Here is a 20,718-nt window from a genome sequence, read left to right on the forward strand (position 1 = left end):
TCCCTCAGCCGCGCTCACGCATTGCGAATAGCCCAAAGCTCCATGCTGAGCCCCGGGTATTGGCCGGACACATGTACGGCGATACCACCGGACGTGGTCATCTTGCCCCAATAGGGGCTTTCGGCATCCATCTCGAAATACACGACCCCCGAATGATAGGGGATCTGGCGCGGAGCAACCGGCAGTGGCCGCAGAGTGATCCCCGGCAAGGCTGAGTTTACCAGCTGGCGGATTTCCTCAACCGGGCCGATTTTTGCCTGCCCTGCAAAGTGACGCCGCACATCCTCGGCCGGTACATCCGCCTTGACCGCAAGCACAAAGCCCGAATTGCCGATCAGTTTGCGATCCGCAATCACGCCCACGGAGATACCATATTTGCGCGGTTCCAGTTTGATCGGGATCGCCGTCTGCTCAAGAACCGAACTCAGGTATTGCCGCAAGACCCGGATAACCGGCGCGAAACAGGCGCTCAGGTTATCGTGGGTGTAGGGCGGAAACTCCGGTACAACCTTGTCAGTGCTCATAAACGCAGACAGCTCCCCCGCCAGGCCGGTTGCGATGGTGAACAGGCGCTCGGGGTGCAGGTTTTCAATTTCGCGCAGGTGACGCACCATCGGCAAGCTGCGATTGACCAGCGCCAAAAGCATAAAGTCAGACACATCTGCAACGCCGCGCGCGCCGCCTGCTTCGGACAGCCGACCAGAGAGCGCCTCCATCCGATGCGCCAGCAGCCCCTCCAGTTCCCGGAGGAAGTCATTGAGTGGTGCGGCGGCCCGAATGTCCAGAACCGACGGAATAAACGACTGATCGAGAACAATCTCCTTATCCGCCCGCACTTCAATGATACGCGCCACGGGGATCGCCAGAAGATCTGCCATATCGTCCACTTCCAGGGCGAACTGCAGTCGCAGCTTACCCACATCCAGCTCGACAGGCTTGCGATCGACAGAGGTCACATCGGTCACCTCCTGCTTGCCCGGACGCAACCGGCTGGCAGATCGCTCTGCGCCCGTCAGGTCAACCTCTGTTCCGCCCTGACGGCGCTGCGGAACGGTGACATAGACGATGCAGTCCTTGACGGTCTGCGGCACCTCCAGGGCGGGGGGGTGATCATCCGCCATGGGCACCCGGAAAACGGCGCCATCGTGGGTCAGCCCTTCGCAGGACTTCAGGGCAAACTGGCCGATTTTCAATGCTTCGAAATCGATTTCGACCCCCGTCAGCCCCCACGCATAGGGCACCAGTCGCCGTGCAAGGCCAGCGACCTGGGCTTCCATATATCGATCAGCCTGTTGGAAATGATGAGGCTGCAAAAACAACCCCTCGGTCCAAAGCACCTTGCTGTCCCAGGACACTCGGCTCTCCTTTCGTTGTCACCGGCGCCTAGGCGTCGGATTCCTCTTTCAACCGATCCATCTGAGCCTTGTAGGCCCGAGCGAACTCGCGGCTGAACAGATCATGAAACTCGTTTTCCGCCTGATCGGAGATTTCGGCATAATGCTCCTCGTAGACGTCCCAATACTGGGCTTTCCTGTTCCGCAACAGGCCACCCAGACCACCCTTTTTTTCAATCTGGGCTTCCAGCAACTTGGGATCCAACTTGGCAAGCACCCCTTTAAGCGCCGCCTCCATGCCGGTCACCATCGCAATCTCATGCGCCTTGATGTCCCGTAGCGCTTCCTCCGCGGCTGCTTCCGCGTCCAGATAACCACGCGCCTTGGGTTTGACCATCGCCTCGATCGCCTGCTCGGGCGAGATCGAGAACTTCAACGGATTGTTGCCGCCGGCAGAGATCATCGTCTGTTCGATCCGAAACTCCGATTTGATCGACGTCCGCGTCATCAGGATTTCCCGCAGGCCGATGATGAAGGTCTTCATGACCCGGCCCATGCGATCCATCATTGTATCGTATTCATTGGCAGGAACAGAGAGATCGTCCACCGCCAGCGCATCCAGGAAAGCCTGTGCAGCACCGCTCTCGTCGGCCCTCGACCGCGGCGGCTCCGCCGGGGACGCTGTCGTTTTGGCAGGTGCAGCATCCTGCCGCGCCGTGGCTGCCTGCGCTTCTGTCTCTACAACCGAGTCCGCCTCTACTGATGGCGGCGCTGTGGCAGGCTCAGGATTTGGGCGCTTTGTCTCTTGTCTCTCCGGCGGTGCCGCGGGACGCTCCTGGTTCCCGGAGTCCCCTGCAATGCCAGAGAAAAACTCGTCGTCCCAGTCATCCGGAATTACATTCGGTTGCGGGGCGTGTTGCGGCGAGAACCCATCCTGAGCGGCAGGATTATGCGCTGGCAGGCTCGCCCCCTGCCCCTGACGTCCGTCATCGGGTTGCTCGAAGAACGGATCCTCCTCTTCGCCCATCGGCGGCAGAAGGTCATCAATTGGGTCCACCGGGTTGATCTGCGACGGTCCCGTTGGCGCGCTTTCCCCAAGAAGATCATCCAGAAAATCCCCACCGGGTCCGGCATCGTCAAGCAGGGCCAGAGGGTCCGGCGCATTCTCAGCCCGCCCAGGTGACAAAGGATCGGCCGCCGCAGGTTCCATCGCAAGCGGATCCGGAAGCGCCGCGTCCTGTGTGATCTCGACCGCCAACTCGTACGATCCGACGGTCAGCACATCACCGTCATTCAGCGGTGTGGGCGTCGGCCCCAAGGGCATCTTCCCGTAGTTGAGAAAGGTTCCGTTTGAACTCAGATCGACAACAGCCACATGACTGCCGTGATCTTCGATCACACAGTGATTACGCGACAACATCTGGTCCGGATCGGGCAGGACCACATCATTGGTCGCCCCGCGCCCGATCGTCAGGCTGGGTCCGCGCAGCACCAGGGGCGCTGCATCAGACGGCATGGTGCCGGAAGACTGGAAACGCAACCTCACGCCCATAGCGCGCCTGCCTCCCTGCCATGTTGGCACACGGTGTTCCCAGCCCTGTTGTCACCCTCTCGCGCGGGACTGCCCATAGTATCGTTCTCCTGTTCGGGCCTAGGTGGATTCCGAAGCAATTTCCGGGGCCTCGGCAGCACCTGCATCCGCAGTGCCTACACGGCCATTGCCACCTCGAGCAATATCCAGCGCACGCTCGATCAGTATATAGCCATGTTCTTCAAACTTATCAGATAATTGACCCAAGGCCACCATATTCATGGCAAAGGCGGCGGCCTCTGCCGCCCCGGCCGGCGCCGGATATTGACGCAGATCACCCGGACCAAGCGTGCCGTCATGATACGTCACCGCCCAAGCGCAGTTCACCGTGTCATCATCCACATACGCATGGTCGATCGTAATCCGCGCCGCTTGACGGTTGTCTTCCGTCGGGTCCAAAACCCAGGCCTCCGAAGTGGCAAGCGACGGCGGATCTTTGGGACTGCGCGGACCGATATAATCGCGCGCCGCCAAACAGGCCCACCACACCCGCTCACGCGGGGGCAAGAGGATACCCATCAGCCGCAACAGATCGATCATCGCCTTCTTGTCATACAGCTCCTTCAGCACGACGGGCGCGGTGGCGCTGACTTCGCACTCAAGGGGGGTTTTCAACAGAACCTGTTGCCGCGAGAGGATCTTCGCGACAGGTTCTTTTGGCAGTTTCACCAGTTTTTCAAACATCTCAGCCATGTCTTCGCGCCTAGTTGATCATGGTGACGCCGCCCTTAAGGGTCAGCATTCCATCGCCCTTGACGGTGGTCAGGGGAGATTTCGCTTCTAGCATCCCATCGGCCTCGAGTTTGATCATCGGGCCACTAATCGTAACACCCGAGTTGTCGATTTTAATCGACGACCCACCTACGGTCAGCGTGATTTCCATGCCAGCGGAAATTGCGATCTTGCCAGCCGAGGCCTCGGTTGTGATGTTCCCGAGGCTGACGGTTTCCGTGTGATCACCCTGGCTGATGGTCTCGGTCAGATTGCCCTGTCCGATCGTCACTTCGACATTGCCCGTGTCGATATTCTCGGTCAGGTTCCCGGTCTCGATCGTCATCGTTTTGTTACCGGTCTCGATGGTTTCGGTATAGTCGCCCGTCTTTACGGTTTCGACCTTGTTACCTGTCTCCACGATTTCGGTTCGGTCGCCGGACTTCACCGTCTCGTTCATATGCTGTTCGATGGTCAGGTCGTAGGATTTTTCATCGACAGAGGTGACCTCCTTGTCGATCGCATCCAGGCCCACCGTCATCGACAATCGATCCTTCACCAGCGTCTGATGATACTTCTGCGCCTGGATGCGCATCAGTTCGGAGTCTTTCTTGTCGTCGAACATCAACTCGTTGTAGCCACCGCCGCCTTTCGACGAATTCGTCTTGATGCCAAGTTGAGTCTGATCGTCGGGATACTTGTAGGGCGGCTTGGTTTCCGCGTTGTAGAGCATGCCGGTGATGATCGGTCGATCCGGGTTGCCATCCTCGAACTGAACCACCACCTCCTGACCGATCCGGGGCACTGCAACCATCCCCCAATCCTTGCCCGACCAGGGTGTCATCACGCGCACGAAACAACAGGATGTTTCGTTCTTCTTGCCCTCACGGTCCCAGTGGAACTGGATTTTGACCCGGCCGTGTTCATCGGTCAGGATTTCCTCGCCTGACGTCCCCACGACCGTGGCAGTTTGCACACCGGGCACCTCAGGCCAGGGCGTGACGCGCGGCGCTCGATACTGAACCGATTTCTCGATCACCCGGAAGGTGTTGGCGTAGCTGTCCTTTTCTATTTCCTTCGGAAAGTCCAGGTTCTGTGCCTTCAGATCGCGACGCATTTCCTCCGCGTCGCCCTTTCCCTTGGCTCCTCTGTCGCGCTCTCCGAATTCGCTGTCGACCTTGAGGTAGTGAACCGCCTCCACCACAAGGAAATCCTTGTTGCTGTCGCTATCCTCATGCTTCGTCAGCTTGAACGTATAGCCGGCACCAAGGGTGCGCAGCGACGACGCACCGCGCCATTGCTGGTAGGTCAACGCCTCCGCATCCATGCGCGCCCGGGCGAATGTCGTGCCCAGTCCAGTCTCCTTGCGATAATGCGCCTGGTAGTCGTACACCTCAAAGGTCTTGTACTGGTGCTTGCCCTTGGATTGGGCGTCGCTGACCTTGAGATCCGCCTGTGGCGTGTTGAAGTCAAAGTCGTTGAGCGTGACCTTGCCCCTTGTGACCCGTTCGATCTTGCTCAACTCCGCCACATGCTCGCCCCGACGCCGATCCGCATCGTCGCGAATGTGGAATTCGGCGGTGGCGTTCTCACTGATGGGTTTGTGCGCGCTGAGACCGTCTGCCAACACCAGTTTTTCAGCGGTGGACTGGCTGGTGTTGCTGTCAAAGAAGAAGTAGATCCCCTCTTCCTCCATCAGTCGGCAGATGAAGGCATAGTCGCTTTCGCGATACTGCAAGCAGTATTCCCGTTTTTCATAGCTCCCGGACAGGCTGTCCTTGTAGTCCGAAAACCCGTGTTCCGACAGGATCTGCTTGATAATGTCGGGCGCTGACAGGTTCTGAAAGACCCGGCAATCCTCGGTTCGGGTCAACAGCCAGAACCAGGGTCTGACCTCGGCCACGAACTGGGTATACCCATCGCGAAAGCCAAAGTTCTCGACCGAGATGCACAGGCCGGAGAATTTCTGCTCCTTGCCCTCCTCGGTGACCACATGCACATTCATGGTCTGCCCCACCAGATCGTCCAGCGATACGGCAGAGTTGCGAGACTGGAATTCGATCGTCGTCTCGGTAAGTTTGCTCAATCCTTCGCGCACGATGGCGCGGCGCATCATAAGCCCTTTTACCGAATAAGACCCAGACATCCAGACGACGTCATTTTCATGGGCTTTGCTTTCGGTCATGGCTTCTCCTTTCGGTCCCGGGCACCGGCGAGGCGCGCCTCAGCCCTGGGCAAAGAGTTTCGGAATACAAAGTCACAGGTCATTCAAAAGTGCCTCTAGATCGGCGTCTATATCGCCGTCCAAATCAGAATCGTCATCATCACCAAATCCGGCGAGAAGCGCGTCGAGATCATCATCGCCGCGCTCGCCATCGTCGTCAAAATTCAAATCAAGCTCTGAGTCGTCTCCCGCGCTGTCCGGCGCTGGTTCAGGCCGGGGCGGTGTGAGGTCCGCCGGCGACGGCGCAGGGGCAGGCTCGCCCGTCCACGGCCCCAGCAGCGCCTCGCCCCGCAGCGAGTTGAACGACGTCAAACGAATTTCATCCCGCCCCCGCACGGCTGCGATCGGCATGAAGCCTCGCTCCTTTGCGACAGCAATCTTATCAAGATCCACGTTCCGTTCCGTGCAAGGCAGCGCCACCTGATCACCGAAACGGTCCGTCACGTAGTGGTAGGGCATATCCCCCAACGACATGATCGATCCGAGTTGGAGCGATGCACCGTTCTCTTTGAACGATTTTGCCATCAGGATTGCCGCCAGAACCACAGGGTTGCCCCATAGCATGCCGCGCAAGCCCTCGCTCTGGGTGAATTCCTCGAAATCAAACGGATCAACCGGTTCGCCCTTGGCCCCATAGGGTCGGCGCAACAGGAAGCGCGGGGTCAACAGTCCGAGATGGCCGGCCTCGACCATTCCGGCAAGCGTATCCCAGGCATCAGCCACCAGTTTGGGGCGCTCGTCCTTGGGATGATCCCAGAAGGCAGGCGTCACGGATGCCAGAAAGGGGGCATCGACATGCGCCGCGACCCGGGCGAAGCGGCCCAGCAATTCCGCATGCGGCGGTGTTTCCTCAAATGTATAGAGCCCGATCAATGCCGAATAGGCGCCACGTCCATCTTCCGCATCCATCGGCTCTTCTGTCAAAAGCCGCACAAAACCGCTCTCGGACAAGTCTTCCTGGGCGGCGAGATCGGCGGCGATTTCCTCCGCAGATACGTCATAGAGCATCACCTCCAGCGTATCATCCACTTCGACCGACCTCTGGATCAGGTCCAGTGATCGCCATTGCGCCTCGACCGACTGGAATTCCGGGTGATGCAACACCAGTCGCATCGCATCAGACAGCGCCAGATCAACTGCTTCCTGCATGGCCCCGAGATTGGGATCCGGCAGGGCGCGGATATGCGGACCAACAACGCGCGCCAGCATGTCCTCCACCGGAGACGCTTCGCGCAACCTGTTGCCCGTGTCACCGATCAGCTTTTGAAAATCGCTCAGCCGTCTGTCCGCAGGCACAGCATTACCGCCGGACCGCGCTTTGGGCGCACGGATCGGCGTGCCATGCGCCTCTGCCCAAGCCGCCAATGTCTTCATGGCGTGGTCCTTGGTGGTGCCGCTCTGCAGCTGTTTGCGCAGCCCGACAAGCTCCGAGAACAGCGTGACATTGTCATAGAGCTCATCCGGATGCAGGTCGTCGAACTCTCCCAGCTTGACGGAAATCCCCGCGCCGTCCTTGCCGATGGGCAGCACAAGCTCAGTGGCGAAACTCTCGATCACATCCTCAAAGGTATCGGGATCCAGAACCATGGGTTTGCGCTGTGCCAGTGCATCGCCCGTGTCGATCAGGCCCCGGGCGGCGCGGCCTGTGAAATCGCCAAAAACCGCCAACCGAAAGCGTTTGCGGTCCAGTTTTTGCGGCTCGGGACGTTGCGCCGACATTGTTCCATAAGCCAGTTCGGGCTCCGGTTGTTTCGGAGCGGCCTGCTCCTCGCCGGTTTCTGAACCCGCATCGCCCGCCAGCAGAGCGTCCAGGTCGAGGTCGCCCTCGGCATCCTCATCAAGGTCCCCCAACAGCGCATCAAGATCTGCCAGATCGTCTTCTTCCTCTGCGGCTGCCGCGTCCTCCAGATCCCCAAAAAGCGCATCCAGATCATCGTTTTGACTATCGGTTTCCTCCGACATGTCGAGGTCCGCCAAGAGCGCGTCCAGATCAGTTTCGGCTGCCTCGGTGGCGTCGGTCACGGCGACATCCTCCGGTGTGGTCGAAATGTCTTCGGCGTGCGGCGGTTCCGGGTCTCCATCGGGCGCATCATGATCCGGCAGATCGCCCAGCAGATCCTCAAGGATCGGGTCCGATGCGTCCTCATCGGAACTTGGGCCTTCCGACATATCAAGATCATCAAGAAGCGTATCCAGGTCAGCGGAGATCGTGTCCGCATCACCGCCTTCCCTGATGTCGATTTGATCGCCCGCCGCGTCAGGGTCAGCCGCAATCACACCGTCCGAGGGCTCATCCTCGTGGATATCGAGATCAGACAGAAGATCATCAAGGTCCAGATCATCATCTGCGGTTGGGGTTTCGAGATCCTGTTCCGGGGCGTCGGCCTCGATTTCGGACAGGATGTCATCCACTGCTGTGTCGCCCTCGGGAGAAGCATCTCCTACATCGATGTCGGACAGACCAGACAGGATGTCATCCGCAGCAAGAACACTTTCGTTTCCGGTTTCAGGCACTGGCAATTGATCCAATACCGTCTCTAGATCCACGGTTTCCGCATCCGCGGCCTGTTCCGCCGGTTCCAATCCGGCAAGGACATCATCCAGATTATCCTGGGCTTCCTCAGTCGCGGCTGGCACGTCCTCCAGTATCGACGCCAGATCGCTCTCTGCCGTGTCGGATGTGGCCTCCACAGGTTCCAACCCGGCCAAAACCTCTGAGACATCAGTCTCCGGTGTCGTTTCAGTGCCACCGAAGTCATCCAGCATATCGGACAACGCGCGTGCGTCGTCTTCGTCATCAGTCTCAAGGACCGGGTCGAGACCCGACAACACATCATCTACGTCAGTCTCTGCTGTGGTCTCAGCCGTGTCCAGCGCGCCGACAACAGTCTCAAGATCGACGGTATCGCCTTGCGTGGGCGTATTTACGACCTCGATCCCCGACAGCACATCATCAACATCAATGCCATCGTCGTCTGTCTCGGCCACTTCGAGGCTCTGAAGCACCTCCTCTACACCCGCAGCGCGTGGGGGCTCGGGATCCTCAGCATCCGCAAGACTGGCCAGCACCTGCTCTGAAACATCAGTCTCTGGCGCGGCAGAGATGGGTTCTTGTGCAGAAAGTGCGTCAAGGACGGCTTCGGAATCATCCTGATGGTCCGCCTCGAACGGTGTTTGGGCCGCGAGTGTGCCCAGAGCGTCGTCGACGGCTGTGTCCGCGCTGACCTCCTCCGGTGCCTGATCCGAAAGCGATTTTAGAACGGAGCCGCGCTGGTCCTCCTGCTCAGGCAGGGAGGACGCTGCCGCAGCCAGGCGCGACAGGGTTTCGTCATGATCAGACTTAGCCGGAAGCTCATCGGGCGCGGAGGCAGCCAGAGAAGACAGAACGCTGTCGGTGGCATCTGGCACAGGTTCCTCGGCCGGTGCTGCCGCACGCAGATCCGCCAATACATCTGTCGCTGCATCCTCCGTGCCCGCGTCCTCGGGCGCCTGGGCGGCCAACTGCGTCAGAACATCCTCGTGCCCGGGTTCCTCCGGCGCAGAGGCCGGTTGCGCATTGCGCAAGCTTTGAAGGGCTGCATCCGCCTCCGCATCGGGCCCTGCCCCCTGCCCCGCCAATGACGACAACAGACTCGGTGATCGCAGGACCGTTTCGATCAGCTCTTCGGCACCGGCCTTGCCATCCATATACGTCATGAGTTGTTCAAGCTGCTGGCGCGCCTCCAGCAACGGCCGCAAGGCATCTACCTTTGCCGCGACCGCCCCCGGTGTGAAATCGGTCATGCTCTCGAAGGTGAGGTCGACGGCCAGCGTCCCCTCCCCCGTGAGCGTGTTGGGCACGGTGAAAGCGGCGCGCGGCGCCATCGACCGCATGCGTTCATCAAAGTTGTCGGCGTCAATCTCCAGGAATTTCCGATCCGCTATGGCAGGCTGCGGCGTATTCGATTTCCCCACCAGATCTGCCATGACGCCCATCACAAAGGGCAATTGAACCTTTTTCTCGGCGCCATAGAGTTCCACATCGTATTCGATCTGAACCCGGGGGGCCCGGTTGCGGGCGATGAACTTCTGCGCGCTATCAGTCATCTTTGCGCTCCTGCGAGAGTGCCGCAACTTCCGCTCTCAGGGCGCGGATTTCATCGCGAAGTTCCACAACGTGCCCATCGACGACGTCTGTTTCCGACTTAACCAGATCGCGTAGTTTATGAATTTCCGCCTCGGTCTCTTCTTCCACCGCCGATTGCATCGTGTTCACCAGAAGACCGATGAACAAGTTCAGCACGGAAAACGCGGTCACCACAATAAAGGGAACAAAAAACGCCCATGCTGTTGGATACACCTCCATGACCGGTCGGACGATTCCCATCGACCAACTCTCCAGCGTCATGATCTGGAACAGCGAATACAAAGAGCGCCCAAGCGTGCCAAACCACTCCGGAAACGCCGCGCCATACATCAACGTCGCCATGACCGCGAAAATGTAAAAGACGATGGAGATCATCACGATGACGGCACCCATCCCCGGCAACGCGTCCAGCAATGCCTGCACCACCGCTCGCATCTGCGGGATCACCGACAACAGTCGCATCGCACGCAAGACCCGCAACCCACGCAGAGCAGAGAGCCCCTGCCGATCCGGCAACAGACCCAGCGCAACCACCACTAGGTCAAAAACGTTCCACGCCGAGGAAAAGAACCGCAATCCGTAGGCGTAGAGCTTCATGGCGAGTTCGACGATAAAGATCGCCAGCACCACATTGTCGATTATATCAAGCAGCTCGCCCACGTGGGCCTGCACCACCTTTGAGGTGCCAAGGCCCAGGGTTATCGCATTGAAGATGATCACCCCGAGAATGGCATTGGTAACGCTCGGCCGCTCGATCACGACCTGCGCCCAGGCGCGGCTTCCAAATGTCGGATTGGCGGTCATGTCTGACACGGTTCCTGTCTCCCAAGCTCTTCTGCGCACCCGCTCCGGGGGCAACCGCCCGCGCGGTTGTTGCCTTTTCCGGTTTAACCGGAGGGCTCCTTGCCTTGTCGGTATGGAGCCCGTTTAAATCACACCGCCGCAGCCTCCTGGCGGCACGCGGCTTTTATGGTCCCGGCCGTGTGAGGCGGCGTCTGCATCCGCCGCCCCCCGCCGGGTGTCTTCAATCGAAACTGTAGGTGAAGTCTCCGCCCTCCACTTCGATCGCAACCCGCTTTACTTCCTGCCCTTCCATCAGGCGACGTAGAAACTCGTTCGAAATATCCGGCAACATGGAATTGGTCACGATCGCATCGATCATGCGACCACCGCTTTCAAGTTCCTGGCACCGCTCGACAATCGCATCGACGACAGCGTCAGAGTAGCTGAAGGGCACGCCGTGGCTGTCTTCGACCCGCTTTTGAATACGGCCCAACTGAAGTTTGGTGATCTCCGCAATCATGTCGGGCGTCAGCGGATAATAAGGGATTGTCACCATTCGCCCCAGCAGCGCGGGTGGGAAGACCTTCAGCAAGGGATCACGCAGCGCTTTTGCCAGACCTTCCGGATCGGGCAGCAGGTCCGGATCGGAACACATGTCCATCACCATGTCGGACCCGGCGTTGGTCGTCAGCAGGATCAATGTGTTCTTGAAGTCGATGATGCGACCTTCGCCATCTTCCATCACGCCCTTGTCAAAGACCTGAAAGAAGATTTCGTGCACATCGGGGTGCGCTTTCTCGACCTCGTCAAGCAGGACCACGGAATAGGGTTTGCGACGGACAGCCTCGGTCAGCACGCCGCCCTCGCCATAGCCGACATAGCCGGGAGGTGCCCCTTTCAGACTGCTGACGGTATGGGCCTCTTGATATTCGGACATGTTGATGGTGATGACATTCTGTTCGCCCCCGTACATGACTTCGGCCAGCGCCAGCGCGGTCTCCGTCTTACCCACGCCCGACGTCCCGGCAAGCATGAACACACCGATGGGTTTGTTGGGATTGTCCAGCCCGGCGCGGCTGGTCTGGATCCGCTTGGCGATCATTTTCATCGCGTGATCCTGACCGATGACGCGTTTGGCAAGGTGTTCTTCCAAACTGAGAATGGTCTGGATCTCGTCCTTCACCATGCGGCCCACAGGAATGCCGGTCCAGTCACCAACCACCGAGGCCACGGCCTGCTGATCGACGATCGGCAACATCAGCGGGCGGTCGCCTTGCAGGCTGACCAATTCGGCGTTCTTGGCCTTGAGCTCTGCCATCAACCCGGCGCGCGCCTCGTCGCTCAGCGGGCTGTCGCCGGCTTCGGTCGCGCCCGTGTCTCCGTCGTCTCCAGACGCCTGCTCGGTATCGACGGGCGCGGCGCCCTCCCGGAGTTTGGCGCGCAGGTCAAGGATGGCGTCCACGCAGGCTTTCTCCCGGTTCCACTGGGCGGTCAAGTCAGACAGGCGCTCTTCCTCTGCAACCTTGGCGGCAGTCACCGCCTCGCGACGATCCGCAACCTCATAGCCGGCCGTCTCGTCCCGACCGATGATCTCCAGTTCGGTGGTCAGCGCCTCGATCCGGCGCTGGCTGTCATCCACTTCTGCCGGGACCGCATGCTGGCTGACCGCAACCCGGGCACAGGCCGTATCCAGAAGGCTCACCGACTTATCCGGCAACTGGCGGGCCGGGATATAGCGCGCCGACAGAGACACAGCGGCCTCGATCCCCTCGTCCAGAACCTGCACGCGGTGGTGTTTCTCCAGCATCGATGCAATGCCACGCATCATCAGCACCGCCTTTGGGATCGACGGCTCCTCCACCTTGACCACCTGGAAACGGCGGGTGAGCGCCGGATCCTTCTCAATGTACTTCTTGTATTCTGCCCAGGTGGTTGCACCGATCGTCCGCAGGGTGCCGCGGGCCAGAGCAGGTTTCAGCAGGTTCGCCGCATCGCCGGTGCCGGCGGCCCCGCCTGCCCCGACCAGCGTGTGGGTTTCATCTACAAACATCACGATCGGGGTCGGACTGGCCTGAACCTCGTCGATCACCTGGCGCAGTCGGTTTTCAAACTCGCCCTTCATGCTGGCACCGGCCTGCAACAACCCCACATCGAGGACCAGCAAGCGCACGTCCTGCAATGCCGGCGGTACGTCGCCGCGCGCAATTCTGAGCGCAAAGCCCTCGACAACAGCGGTTTTGCCGACGCCGGCCTCCCCGGTGAGGATCGGGTTGTTCTGACGTCGCCGCATCAAAATGTCGACGATCTGACGGATTTCCTCGTCCCGGCCAACGATCGGGTCGATTTCGCCGGCCTTGGCCTGGGCGGTCAGGTCGGTGCAGAATTGCTCCAACGCTTCGCCTTGTCCCATGGCACCCGGCGCCATGGCCGCAGAGGCTTCACCGGGTTCCGCCCCTCCTCCGACGTTGGAGCCGTCTTGCGCGGTCAGCCTCTCCTCGGGCGATCCATCAGTGGCCACCGCAAAATTGTCCGCAAGATCATCTGCTCCGATGCGCGCCAGCTCCGGCGACATGGAACTGAGAATATTGCGCAGCGCTGGCGTCTTGAGCATCCCCAGCAGAAGATGGCCGGAGCGCACCTGGCTCGCCGAGTACAACAGCGATCCCCAGACCCAACCGCGCTCCATCGCATCCATGAGATGATCGGACAGATCGGAAATCGTCGACGCGCCACGCGGCAACTGATCCAGCGCCCGTGTCAATTCTGTCGCGATCTTTCCGGTATCAAGGTCATAATGGGCAATGATACGATGAATATCACTGTCCTGCTGCGCCAACAGCTGATGCAGCCAATGCACCAGCTCCACATAAGGGTTCCCGCGCATCTTGCAGAAGACGGTCGCGCTCTCGACAGCCTGATATCCCAGTTTGTTGAGCTTGCCAAAAAGCGCTACACGGCTGATCTCGGTCATATCAGGTCCTTCCCTCTGTCGAGCTGTCTTGCCCTGCGCCGCCGTGCGCGGGGTACAGGTATAAATCATCTGCATCCGGACGTGTTGCGTCCGGGTCCGGGCGGCTACGCACCCAGCTCGTATGTCCCAGGCGCGTGGTCCCGCCGAGGCTGGCACGCGGCACCTCTTCGCCATCGAGGATAAGGTTCACGTCCCAATCAAGGCAATCACCGACATAGGACCGGACGATGGCGCGCACGCGTTTGAGGCTCTCTCCCCCCGGGAGCAGCCTTTCGTAATCCGGCAACGACAAGGGGCCGATCCGCAGTCTGAACTTCGCTGAACGGCTCCAGACCTTGTCACCGATCGACGTGGTTTTCCCAAGCGCCCCCGAGCCCAGTTGCCAGCGGTCATCGGGTTCCAGTTCGAGCCAGGATCCGACGAACTCCTCCAGCTTCACTTCGACGCCGAGGAAGGAGGACAGGATCGAAACCAACCCTTCGGGGTTGCGCGCCTGTTGACCGAGATGACCGGCATAATGCAGCCGCGCCATGTCCGGCATCGCATCGCGCCCCTGCAGGTGGTCACCATGGTATCCGGCAAGCGCCGCCACCTTGCGCGCGATCGGGTCGTCACCTCTGTCAAAGCTCACTGCGGGCGAACCCTGGGACCAGGCACGATACAACAGGCTCAACAAACGGTGCGTCAGCATATCAGCAAACGCCACCATGGTTGGGTCCCGATGGTTGCGTTTGCGGTCGCGCGCATATTCCGTCAAATGCAGCGGCAAAGGCCCGGAGGGCCCGAACAGGCCGAAGAACCGGTTTGTCAGGCGCGCGGGCCCTGTGGCGCTTCCGGGTTTGAAATCGGCGATCGTCGACGGGGGAAACGCCAGCTCGGCCTCTTGTCCAAGGCGCAGCGCATCATGGCGTGGCCGCCGGCTTTCGCCAAGGCGCGGATGATCCCCGAAATGCGCCTCAAGCACGCGCAACGCCTGGAACAGGTGATGCTCCTGGGGTGAGTCGACAAGCTTGTCGAACAGGGTGTGTTGATCCCGGGTCACAGCGTGCGACCGAGACCTTTCTCTGGTCGCCATCGGGCAATTTCCCCGCGTTTTTCCGTTGTCAGGACGGTTTCGGTAAAGGAGTTGATGCTGGCATAGCCACGAAAGAAGCGCTCCAGCACGGCCCCAAGGGCATAGATATTGGTACCTTCGAAATAGCTTTCGTCAAAGCCCAGCGACACCTCGATGCCCCGCACAGCCGTCGACAGAACTTCGTCACTCATACGCCGGACGATCGGCCGGGTGGACACCGACAAGATACCTTCCAGCTGCTTTTCTGTAACCCGATTGCCCAACGGCGCATAAAGCCCGATCAGTTCGCGCAGGGCGGCGGCCGAATGCCCGGTGTCACTTTCAGCAATCGACAGATAGTTGAGGCTCAGATGCGAGATCAATCGCCAGGCCGTGTCGCCCTGAGCAAGCGTCGGATGCGGACGGGTTGGCGATACCGGCAGGGAGATCTTCTTGACCGGCCCGCCATCCGGCAAATGAAAGACATCCTCGTTCCCTGTCGCCAGCAGCATCGGCAGGTCACGATTGGTACACAGGGCGGTCACCGCCAGCTGTTCCAATCCGGCGCTGTAAGGGGCTTGCGCCCTGTCAACCAATGTCAAATAGGCCTCGGACCCGAGGTAGGAAGATCGCACTCCACGCAGCCGCTCCTTCTCGGAACGCTGCCGCATCTTGCGCTTCAGGGTATAATAGGCCGGATGCCCCTCCCCGGCGGCGGTCAGATCCGTGGCTGAATAGAACGGCCGAAACGTGACATCATCCTCGCCGTCACCGCTGATGCCGGTCACCGATTTCAGCGCGTAAATTTCATAATCGAGCCCGGCGGTGCGGTTCGGGATCACGTGGTGCTCAGTGTCCTTGGACAGGACCCGCACCCGGTCGCACCGTTTCTCGAACAGATTCACCGCAGGAACAGCATGCGGTTCAAAGACATCGGGCATAATGATCTGCTCGATATTCTTCATGCCCTCGCGCAGCAGGATATACACATCCACATCCGCGCCCTTGGCCCGTTGAAGAGCCGGCTTCAACCCGGTCAACTCGACAAAGCGGAACCGTTCAGGAAGCGCAAAATACTCCTGCAACAGGCGATAGCCATCAAACACGCGGCGCGGCACCGGCAGCAGGGCTTCGTCCGGCGAGAACCCAGTTTGCCGGACTGCGCCCTGCCGCAATGGCATTTGCCAATCATCGCGTCGATCCGTGCTGCGCCCCACAAGCCCGGACACTTGCGTGCACAGCAGTTCGAGCAAAGGCCAGCTGTTGCCTGCGGCATTGGTCAGATAGAGGCTGAGATGATCCATATCCAATTCGCGGATCGGTTCACCATCCTTGCGGCGCAACCGCAGCCGAATGCCCGCGCGTGCATCATAGCCCTGCGCGACCCCGGCGGCGACAAGTTCACCACGGCCGTCGATATACTGCGCTTCTGCAATTTCGATGGGCCAGAGTGTCAGATCCGCCGCGGTCCGAAACTCAACCGCAGTCTGGATACCGTCGGTCAAACCGGAGCGCATGGTTGTCCCACGCGACAGCTTGTATCCCGCCTTCACCGCAGAGTTGGAAATATCCGGCTCCAGCCGCGCAATCATCATCGACGGGGTCGGGGCCAGGTAGTGTGGATAGATGATCTCCAGCAGGTTGGACGTGAAATTGGGGTATTGCAGCTGCAACTCCAATTGCACCCGGGCCGACAGGAAGGCAACGCCCTCCAGCAAACGCTCGACATAGGGGTCGAGCACCTCGACCCCTTCCATGCCGAGGCGCGACGCGATCTTTGGATAGGCGGCCGCAAACTCTGCCCCCATGTCGCGCAGGTAATTCAGTTCCGTCTCGTAGTGCTCAAGTAACCGCGTATCCACGTTAACCCCTCCGGTCCATGTGGACTTCGCCTGTTGTGAGATCGACCTTCGAACGCAGATAGAGTTCCAGCGGCATGGGTTGCGCCCACATGTCCGCCCGGATCTCCAAAGCTACGGTCATCTGTGTCGTGTCTTCTGCATCCACCAGCGTGACATCGACCGAGCCATCAATAATTCTGGGTTCATAGGCCTGGATCGCGCTGCGTATGGAATCACGGATTTCCCGCATCTTTTCCTTAGCGGTGAACTCCCCCGTCACCTCATGCAGCCCGTAGTTCAGCACCGAACGTGACACCGACGGGAAACGCTCCTCGTCGATAAAATGGCCACCATTCTGTGTGTTCAACAGCCAGGACAAATCGCGCTGGATGATTTCCCGCAAGCGCACCACGTCAATGACCCGAGAGTCGCGGGTTTCCTTCCGCTCGCTGGGCGCATCATCTGTGAGCCGATCCAATAGGGACGGCTGCAAGCGCTCTGCGAGGGTCTTATCAGCCATCGCCGGACGTGCTCCCGTCCATTTTCAGCAGACGCAGATCCATCAAGGCAACGTCATCCTGGTCTGTGGCAAGAACGCGTTGCCCAAGCCCGCCGAAGGACTCCGCGCCGAGATCAATCCAATCGGTCGACCGCGCAAGCGCCGTCAGCCCCCCCGCCTCGGCAGATCCCGGATACCGGGTCGGCACCAATACCGCCAAGGCCCCGCCATCCTTGGGCGTCAAGGTTCCGGCCATCCAGACCGCATCGCGCAAATCCGCAGGCTCTTCCAGCTCCAGCGTGTCGATCTTGGAAAACGGCATCCAGAAGTAGCGTCCGTTGACGATCACCTCCAGCACCGGCCCCAAGCGCATATCGGCATCCGCAATCCAGTCGAACCGCTTTTCGTTTAACGTGCCACCTATTGCAGGGGCCGCATCAAAGGCTTTGGCACGTGTCTCTGCCGCTTGTTCGGGCTTCCCCGCCGCGAGGGCTTTTTGCGCCTGGATCAGCAAGGCGAGCCATTCCTCCGGCTCACCGAAGATCAGCGGTTCCTTCTCTCCCTTGAAGACCTTATCGCGGTAGACCTCGCAGATGATTGCCTCGCGATAGGCCTGCGCCATGGTGGTCGCTGCACTGTCCATATCGGCTGACAGCTTCAGCTGGGTGACGGCACGCTTCCAGTCCCCAAGCACGCAAAGAAGCTGGAACAGGAAGATGCGCAGCTTGGCGTTGGAAGGATCCTTGCGGACCTCATCCTGCAATGCGGCCAGAGCCGCCGCCGGGTCACCCGCCTTTAGATGCTCTTGTGCTGTCATGGACACGAAGCGCTTCCCCCTGAAATTCTATAAGAAATCTATTACAGTCAGTCCCGGGCACTTCAGCGCCCGGGACTTTGATAACACGCAAGGTGCGGGAATTATTCGACCTGGCCGGTCTGAACGTTCCACTTGAAGGTGTTTTCGGTCTTGAGCTTCGCGGTCTTCTGGTCGGTGGACTTGTACTCATGCTCGATCGCGGCATAGGCCATGGTCCAGGTCTCTTCCGGGATGCCATCCTCGGAGCCGGAGATCGAATAGCTGTCGATCACCACGTCCTTGAGGGTCCAGATCGAGTAGGCTTCGAGACCGGCGGAGGCGCTTTCGCCCGAACGGCACATATGCAGCTTGATTTCCGGACGCACGGTGCCGTTGGCCACGGAGGTCGCCAGCTTGTTGGAGGCGATCCCCATCTGCGAGGTGACTTCGATCTTGCCGAAGTTAGAGTTCGCGTGACCACGCTGGGTGGAGCCAAGGTCGGACATTTCGACGGCGCGCTCGACATTCCAGCTCAGCGACTGGATCACGATCCACTTGTCGTGGCCCTTCTCGGTCGCGTCGCCGGGGATGTCGGAGATATTAACGAACATGTTCGCAGCCATTGTTCATTCCTTTCAGATCAGATGTTTTCGAGTTCGAAGTTATTTTCGAGTGACGTTGAAATCGGAGTTCTAAAATCAGCCACCCTTTTCGGACGGCAGTTTGGAAACCAGTCTCAAAGATACTGACAGGCCTTCCAGTTGGTAGTGAGGACGCAGGAAAAACTTCGAGCTGTAATAGCCCGGGTTGCCTTCGACCTCTTCGACAACCACTTCGGCCGAAGCAAGCGGCTTGCGCGCCTTCTCCGACTCCGAGGAGATGTCGGCATTGAAATCAACGTAATTGTTGATCCAATCCTGTAGCCAGGACTCCATGTCCTGACGGCTCTTGAAAGAGCCAACCTTGTCGCGAACCATGCACTTCAGATAATGCGCAAAGCGGCAGGTTGCGAAAAGATACGGCAGACGCGCCCCGAGGTTCGCGTTGGCGGTGGCATCGGGGTCGTCGTATTCGGCGGGCTTGTGCAGGGACTGCGCGCCGATGAAGGTCGCCACATCGGTGTTCTTGCGGTGGATCAGCGGCATCATGCCGTTCTTGGCCAGTTCCGCTTCGCGGCGGTCATCGATCGCGATTTCGGTCGGGCATTTCTGGTCCACGCCACCATCGGTGGTCGGGAAGGTGTGCGAGGGCAGCCCTTCGAGCGTGCCGCCGCTTTCAACGCCGCGGATGCGCGAACACCAGCCATAGCTCTTGAACGAACGGGTGATGTTGGTCGCCATGCCGTAAGCGGCATTGACCCAGCCGTATTTGTTGCTGTCGGCGCCCTCGGTGTCTTCTTCAAAGGCAAATTCTTCCACCGGATCTGTCTGAGAGCCATAAGGCAGACGTCCAAGGAACCGCGGCATCGCGAGACCGACATATTTGGCATCCTCGCTGTCGCGCAAGCTCCGCCAGGCCGCATATTCCGGGGTCTGGAAGATCTTGGTCAGATCGCGCGGATTGGACAGTTCCGACCAGCTGTCCATCTGGAACAGCGTCGGCTTGGCCCCGGTGATCAGCGGCGCATGGGCGGCCGCAGCGATCTTGGACATCTCACCCAGAAGCTCGATATCGACGGGCGAATGATCGAAGTGGAAATCCGCCACCAGGCTGCCATAGGGCTCACCCCCCAACTGGCTGAATTCCTCGGTGTAGATCTTCTTGAAGATCGGCGACTGGTCCCAGGCGGTGCCCTTGAACTTTTTCAGGGTCTTGGAGAGCTCTTTCTTGGAGACCGGCATCACCCGGATCTTCAGCATCTCGTCGGTCTCGGTGTTGTTCACCAGATAGTGCAGACCGCGCCAGGCGCTTTCAAGCTGCTGGAACTCTTCGTTGTGCAGGATCAGGTTGACCTGCTCGGTGAGCTTTTTGTCAATCTCGGCCACGATGCTCTCGATCGAGCGGAGCGCATCGTCGGACACCAGGTTGGTGTTGGCCAGTGCCTGTTCGGCCAGCGTCTTGACCGCGGATTCCACGGCGGTCTTGGCCTGGTCGGATTTCGGCCGGAACTCCTTTTGCAGGAGGCTGGCGAATTCGCTGGAACCAAAGGCGGAAGCGCCCTCGGCGGCTTCTGTCTGAAGATCTTGTTCAGCCATATCTGTCCCTCCCTAAAATTTATTCGCCAGCGTCGTCAGCGCCACCGGGGGCGGGCTGCGCGGCCAAAGTCTTCAACAGCGACGGGTCCTGAATGATCTTGGAAATCAGATCCTCGGCCCCGGTCTTACCATCCATATATGTCATAAGATTGGAAAGCTGGGTGCGCGCTTCAAGGAGTTCGCGCAAAGGTTCTACTTTTGCAGCGATTGCGGCCGGCTTGAAATCATCCATGCTCTCGAAGGTGATGTCGACCGCCAGGTTGCCTTCGCCCGTCAGGGTGTTGGGCACCGTGAAGGCCGCACGGGGCGCCATCGACTTCATGCGATCGTCGAAATTGTCCACGTCGATTTCGAGGAACTTGCGATCCGCAATTGCCGGCTGTTCGACCTCCGACTTCCCGACCAGATCGCTCATCACACCCATTACGAATGGCAGCTGAACCTTCTTTTCGGCGCCGTAGAGCTCGACGTCATATTCAATCTGAACGCGCGGCGCACGATTGCGCGCGATGAACTTCTGGGAACTGTCTGCCATCTAGGCCTCCTCGATCGTCACTTCTTGTACGGCGCTGGAAAAAGGTTCCGTCGCGCCA

14 protein-coding genes and 1 pseudogene are annotated in these 20,718 nt (G+C 59.7%); all 15 read right to left on the reverse strand.

The window, feature by feature from the left end; translation table 11 throughout:
* Positions 1-14: 14 nt before the first annotated feature.
* A complete protein-coding gene (gene tssK / locus MHM97_RS18550) occupies positions 15-1,355 on the reverse strand; it encodes a type VI secretion system baseplate subunit TssK (RefSeq protein WP_239324269.1) in 1,341 nt (446 codons plus the stop codon).
* 28 nt (positions 1,356-1,383) lie between these two features.
* Positions 1,384-2,886 (reverse strand): type VI secretion system-associated FHA domain protein TagH, encoded by a 1,503-nt coding sequence (gene tagH / locus MHM97_RS18555; protein ID WP_239324271.1) that lies wholly within the window; start codon positions 2,884-2,886, stop codon positions 1,384-1,386.
* Positions 2,887-2,985: 99 nt separating this feature from the next.
* Positions 2,986-3,618: a DUF6931 family protein gene (locus MHM97_RS18560; protein WP_239324273.1), complete on the reverse strand. Its 633-nt coding sequence runs from the start codon at positions 3,616-3,618 to the stop codon at positions 2,986-2,988.
* A 10-nt stretch (positions 3,619-3,628) separates the two neighbouring features.
* Positions 3,629-5,821, reverse strand: a complete 2,193-nt coding sequence (locus tag MHM97_RS18565) for a type VI secretion system Vgr family protein (RefSeq protein WP_239324275.1) — start codon at positions 5,819-5,821, stop codon at positions 3,629-3,631.
* A gap of 72 nt (positions 5,822-5,893) precedes the next feature.
* On the reverse strand, positions 5,894-8,626 hold the full coding sequence (locus tag MHM97_RS22900) for a type VI secretion system contractile sheath domain-containing protein (protein ID WP_370645765.1): 2,733 nt from the start codon (positions 8,624-8,626) through the stop codon (positions 5,894-5,896).
* Between the two features lie 813 nt (positions 8,627-9,439).
* Positions 9,440-9,946: pseudogene (tssB, locus tag MHM97_RS18575) on the reverse strand (type VI secretion system contractile sheath small subunit); the annotation flags it as partial.
* Positions 9,939-10,790, reverse strand: a complete 852-nt coding sequence (locus MHM97_RS18580; protein WP_239324277.1) for an ion transporter — start codon at positions 10,788-10,790, stop codon at positions 9,939-9,941. The pseudogene tssB (MHM97_RS18575) and the gene MHM97_RS18580, both read right to left, overlap by 8 nt.
* A 220-nt stretch (positions 10,791-11,010) precedes the next feature.
* Positions 11,011-13,740: a type VI secretion system ATPase TssH gene (gene tssH, locus MHM97_RS18585; protein WP_239324279.1), complete on the reverse strand. Its 2,730-nt coding sequence runs from the start codon at positions 13,738-13,740 to the stop codon at positions 11,011-11,013.
* A 1-nt stretch (position 13,741) separates the two neighbouring features.
* Entirely contained in the window at positions 13,742-14,815 is a 1,074-nt protein-coding gene (gene tssG / locus MHM97_RS18590; RefSeq protein ID WP_239324281.1) for a type VI secretion system baseplate subunit TssG, read from the reverse strand.
* Positions 14,779-16,656 (reverse strand): type VI secretion system baseplate subunit TssF, encoded by a 1,878-nt coding sequence (gene tssF / locus MHM97_RS18595; RefSeq protein WP_239324283.1) that lies wholly within the window; start codon positions 16,654-16,656, stop codon positions 14,779-14,781. Before tssF ends, tssG begins: the two co-directional genes overlap by 37 nt.
* A 1-nt stretch (position 16,657) precedes the next feature.
* Positions 16,658-17,155, reverse strand: a complete 498-nt coding sequence (gene tssE, locus MHM97_RS18600; RefSeq protein WP_239324285.1) for a type VI secretion system baseplate subunit TssE — start codon at positions 17,153-17,155, stop codon at positions 16,658-16,660.
* Positions 17,148-17,951 (reverse strand): type VI secretion system accessory protein TagJ, encoded by an 804-nt coding sequence (locus MHM97_RS18605; RefSeq protein WP_239324389.1) that lies wholly within the window; start codon positions 17,949-17,951, stop codon positions 17,148-17,150. Before MHM97_RS18605 ends, tssE begins: the two co-directional genes overlap by 8 nt.
* Positions 17,952-18,052: 101 nt before the next feature.
* Positions 18,053-18,553 (reverse strand): Hcp family type VI secretion system effector, encoded by a 501-nt coding sequence (locus MHM97_RS18610; RefSeq protein WP_239324287.1) that lies wholly within the window; start codon positions 18,551-18,553, stop codon positions 18,053-18,055.
* A 75-nt stretch (positions 18,554-18,628) separates the two neighbouring features.
* Complete coding sequence (gene tssC, locus MHM97_RS18615; RefSeq protein WP_239324289.1) at positions 18,629-20,125, reverse strand: type VI secretion system contractile sheath large subunit; 1,497 nt, start codon at positions 20,123-20,125, stop codon at positions 18,629-18,631.
* A gap of 19 nt (positions 20,126-20,144) precedes the next feature.
* On the reverse strand, positions 20,145-20,660 hold the full coding sequence (gene tssB, locus MHM97_RS18620) for a type VI secretion system contractile sheath small subunit (protein ID WP_139663463.1): 516 nt from the start codon (positions 20,658-20,660) through the stop codon (positions 20,145-20,147).
* Between the last annotated feature and the right edge of the window lie 58 nt (positions 20,661-20,718).

It is taken from the genome of Epibacterium sp. Ofav1-8, from assembly GCF_022348185.1.
GTDB lineage: Bacteria > Pseudomonadota > Alphaproteobacteria > Rhodobacterales > Rhodobacteraceae > Epibacterium.

Excerpts from the sequence above, each read along its gene's own strand:
- MHM97_RS22900 (WP_370645765.1), bottom strand. The coding sequence starts at position 8,626 with ATGCTGGATGACTTCGGTGGCACTGAAACGACACCGGAGACTGATGTC.
- MHM97_RS18610 (WP_239324287.1), bottom strand. The coding sequence starts at position 18,553 with ATGGCTGCGAACATGTTCGTTAATATCTCCGACATCCCCGGCGACGCG.
- tagH (WP_239324271.1), bottom strand. The coding sequence starts at position 2,886 with ATGGGCGTGAGGTTGCGTTTCCAGTCTTCCGGCACCATGCCGTCTGAT.
- tssG (WP_239324281.1), bottom strand. The coding sequence starts at position 14,815 with ATGGCGACCAGAGAAAGGTCTCGGTCGCACGCTGTGACCCGGGATCAA.
- MHM97_RS18565 (WP_239324275.1), bottom strand. The coding sequence starts at position 5,821 with ATGACCGAAAGCAAAGCCCATGAAAATGACGTCGTCTGGATGTCTGGG.
- tssC (WP_239324289.1), bottom strand. The coding sequence starts at position 20,125 with ATGGCTGAACAAGATCTTCAGACAGAAGCCGCCGAGGGCGCTTCCGCC.
- tssH (WP_239324279.1), bottom strand. The coding sequence starts at position 13,740 with ATGACCGAGATCAGCCGTGTAGCGCTTTTTGGCAAGCTCAACAAACTG.
- tssE (WP_239324285.1), bottom strand. The coding sequence starts at position 17,155 with ATGGCTGATAAGACCCTCGCAGAGCGCTTGCAGCCGTCCCTATTGGAT.
- MHM97_RS18605 (WP_239324389.1), bottom strand. The coding sequence starts at position 17,951 with ATGACAGCACAAGAGCATCTAAAGGCGGGTGACCCGGCGGCGGCTCTG.
- MHM97_RS18560 (WP_239324273.1), bottom strand. The coding sequence starts at position 3,618 with ATGGCTGAGATGTTTGAAAAACTGGTGAAACTGCCAAAAGAACCTGTC.
- tssB (WP_139663463.1), bottom strand. The coding sequence starts at position 20,660 with ATGGCAGACAGTTCCCAGAAGTTCATCGCGCGCAATCGTGCGCCGCGC.
- MHM97_RS18580 (WP_239324277.1), bottom strand. The coding sequence starts at position 10,790 with ATGACCGCCAATCCGACATTTGGAAGCCGCGCCTGGGCGCAGGTCGTG.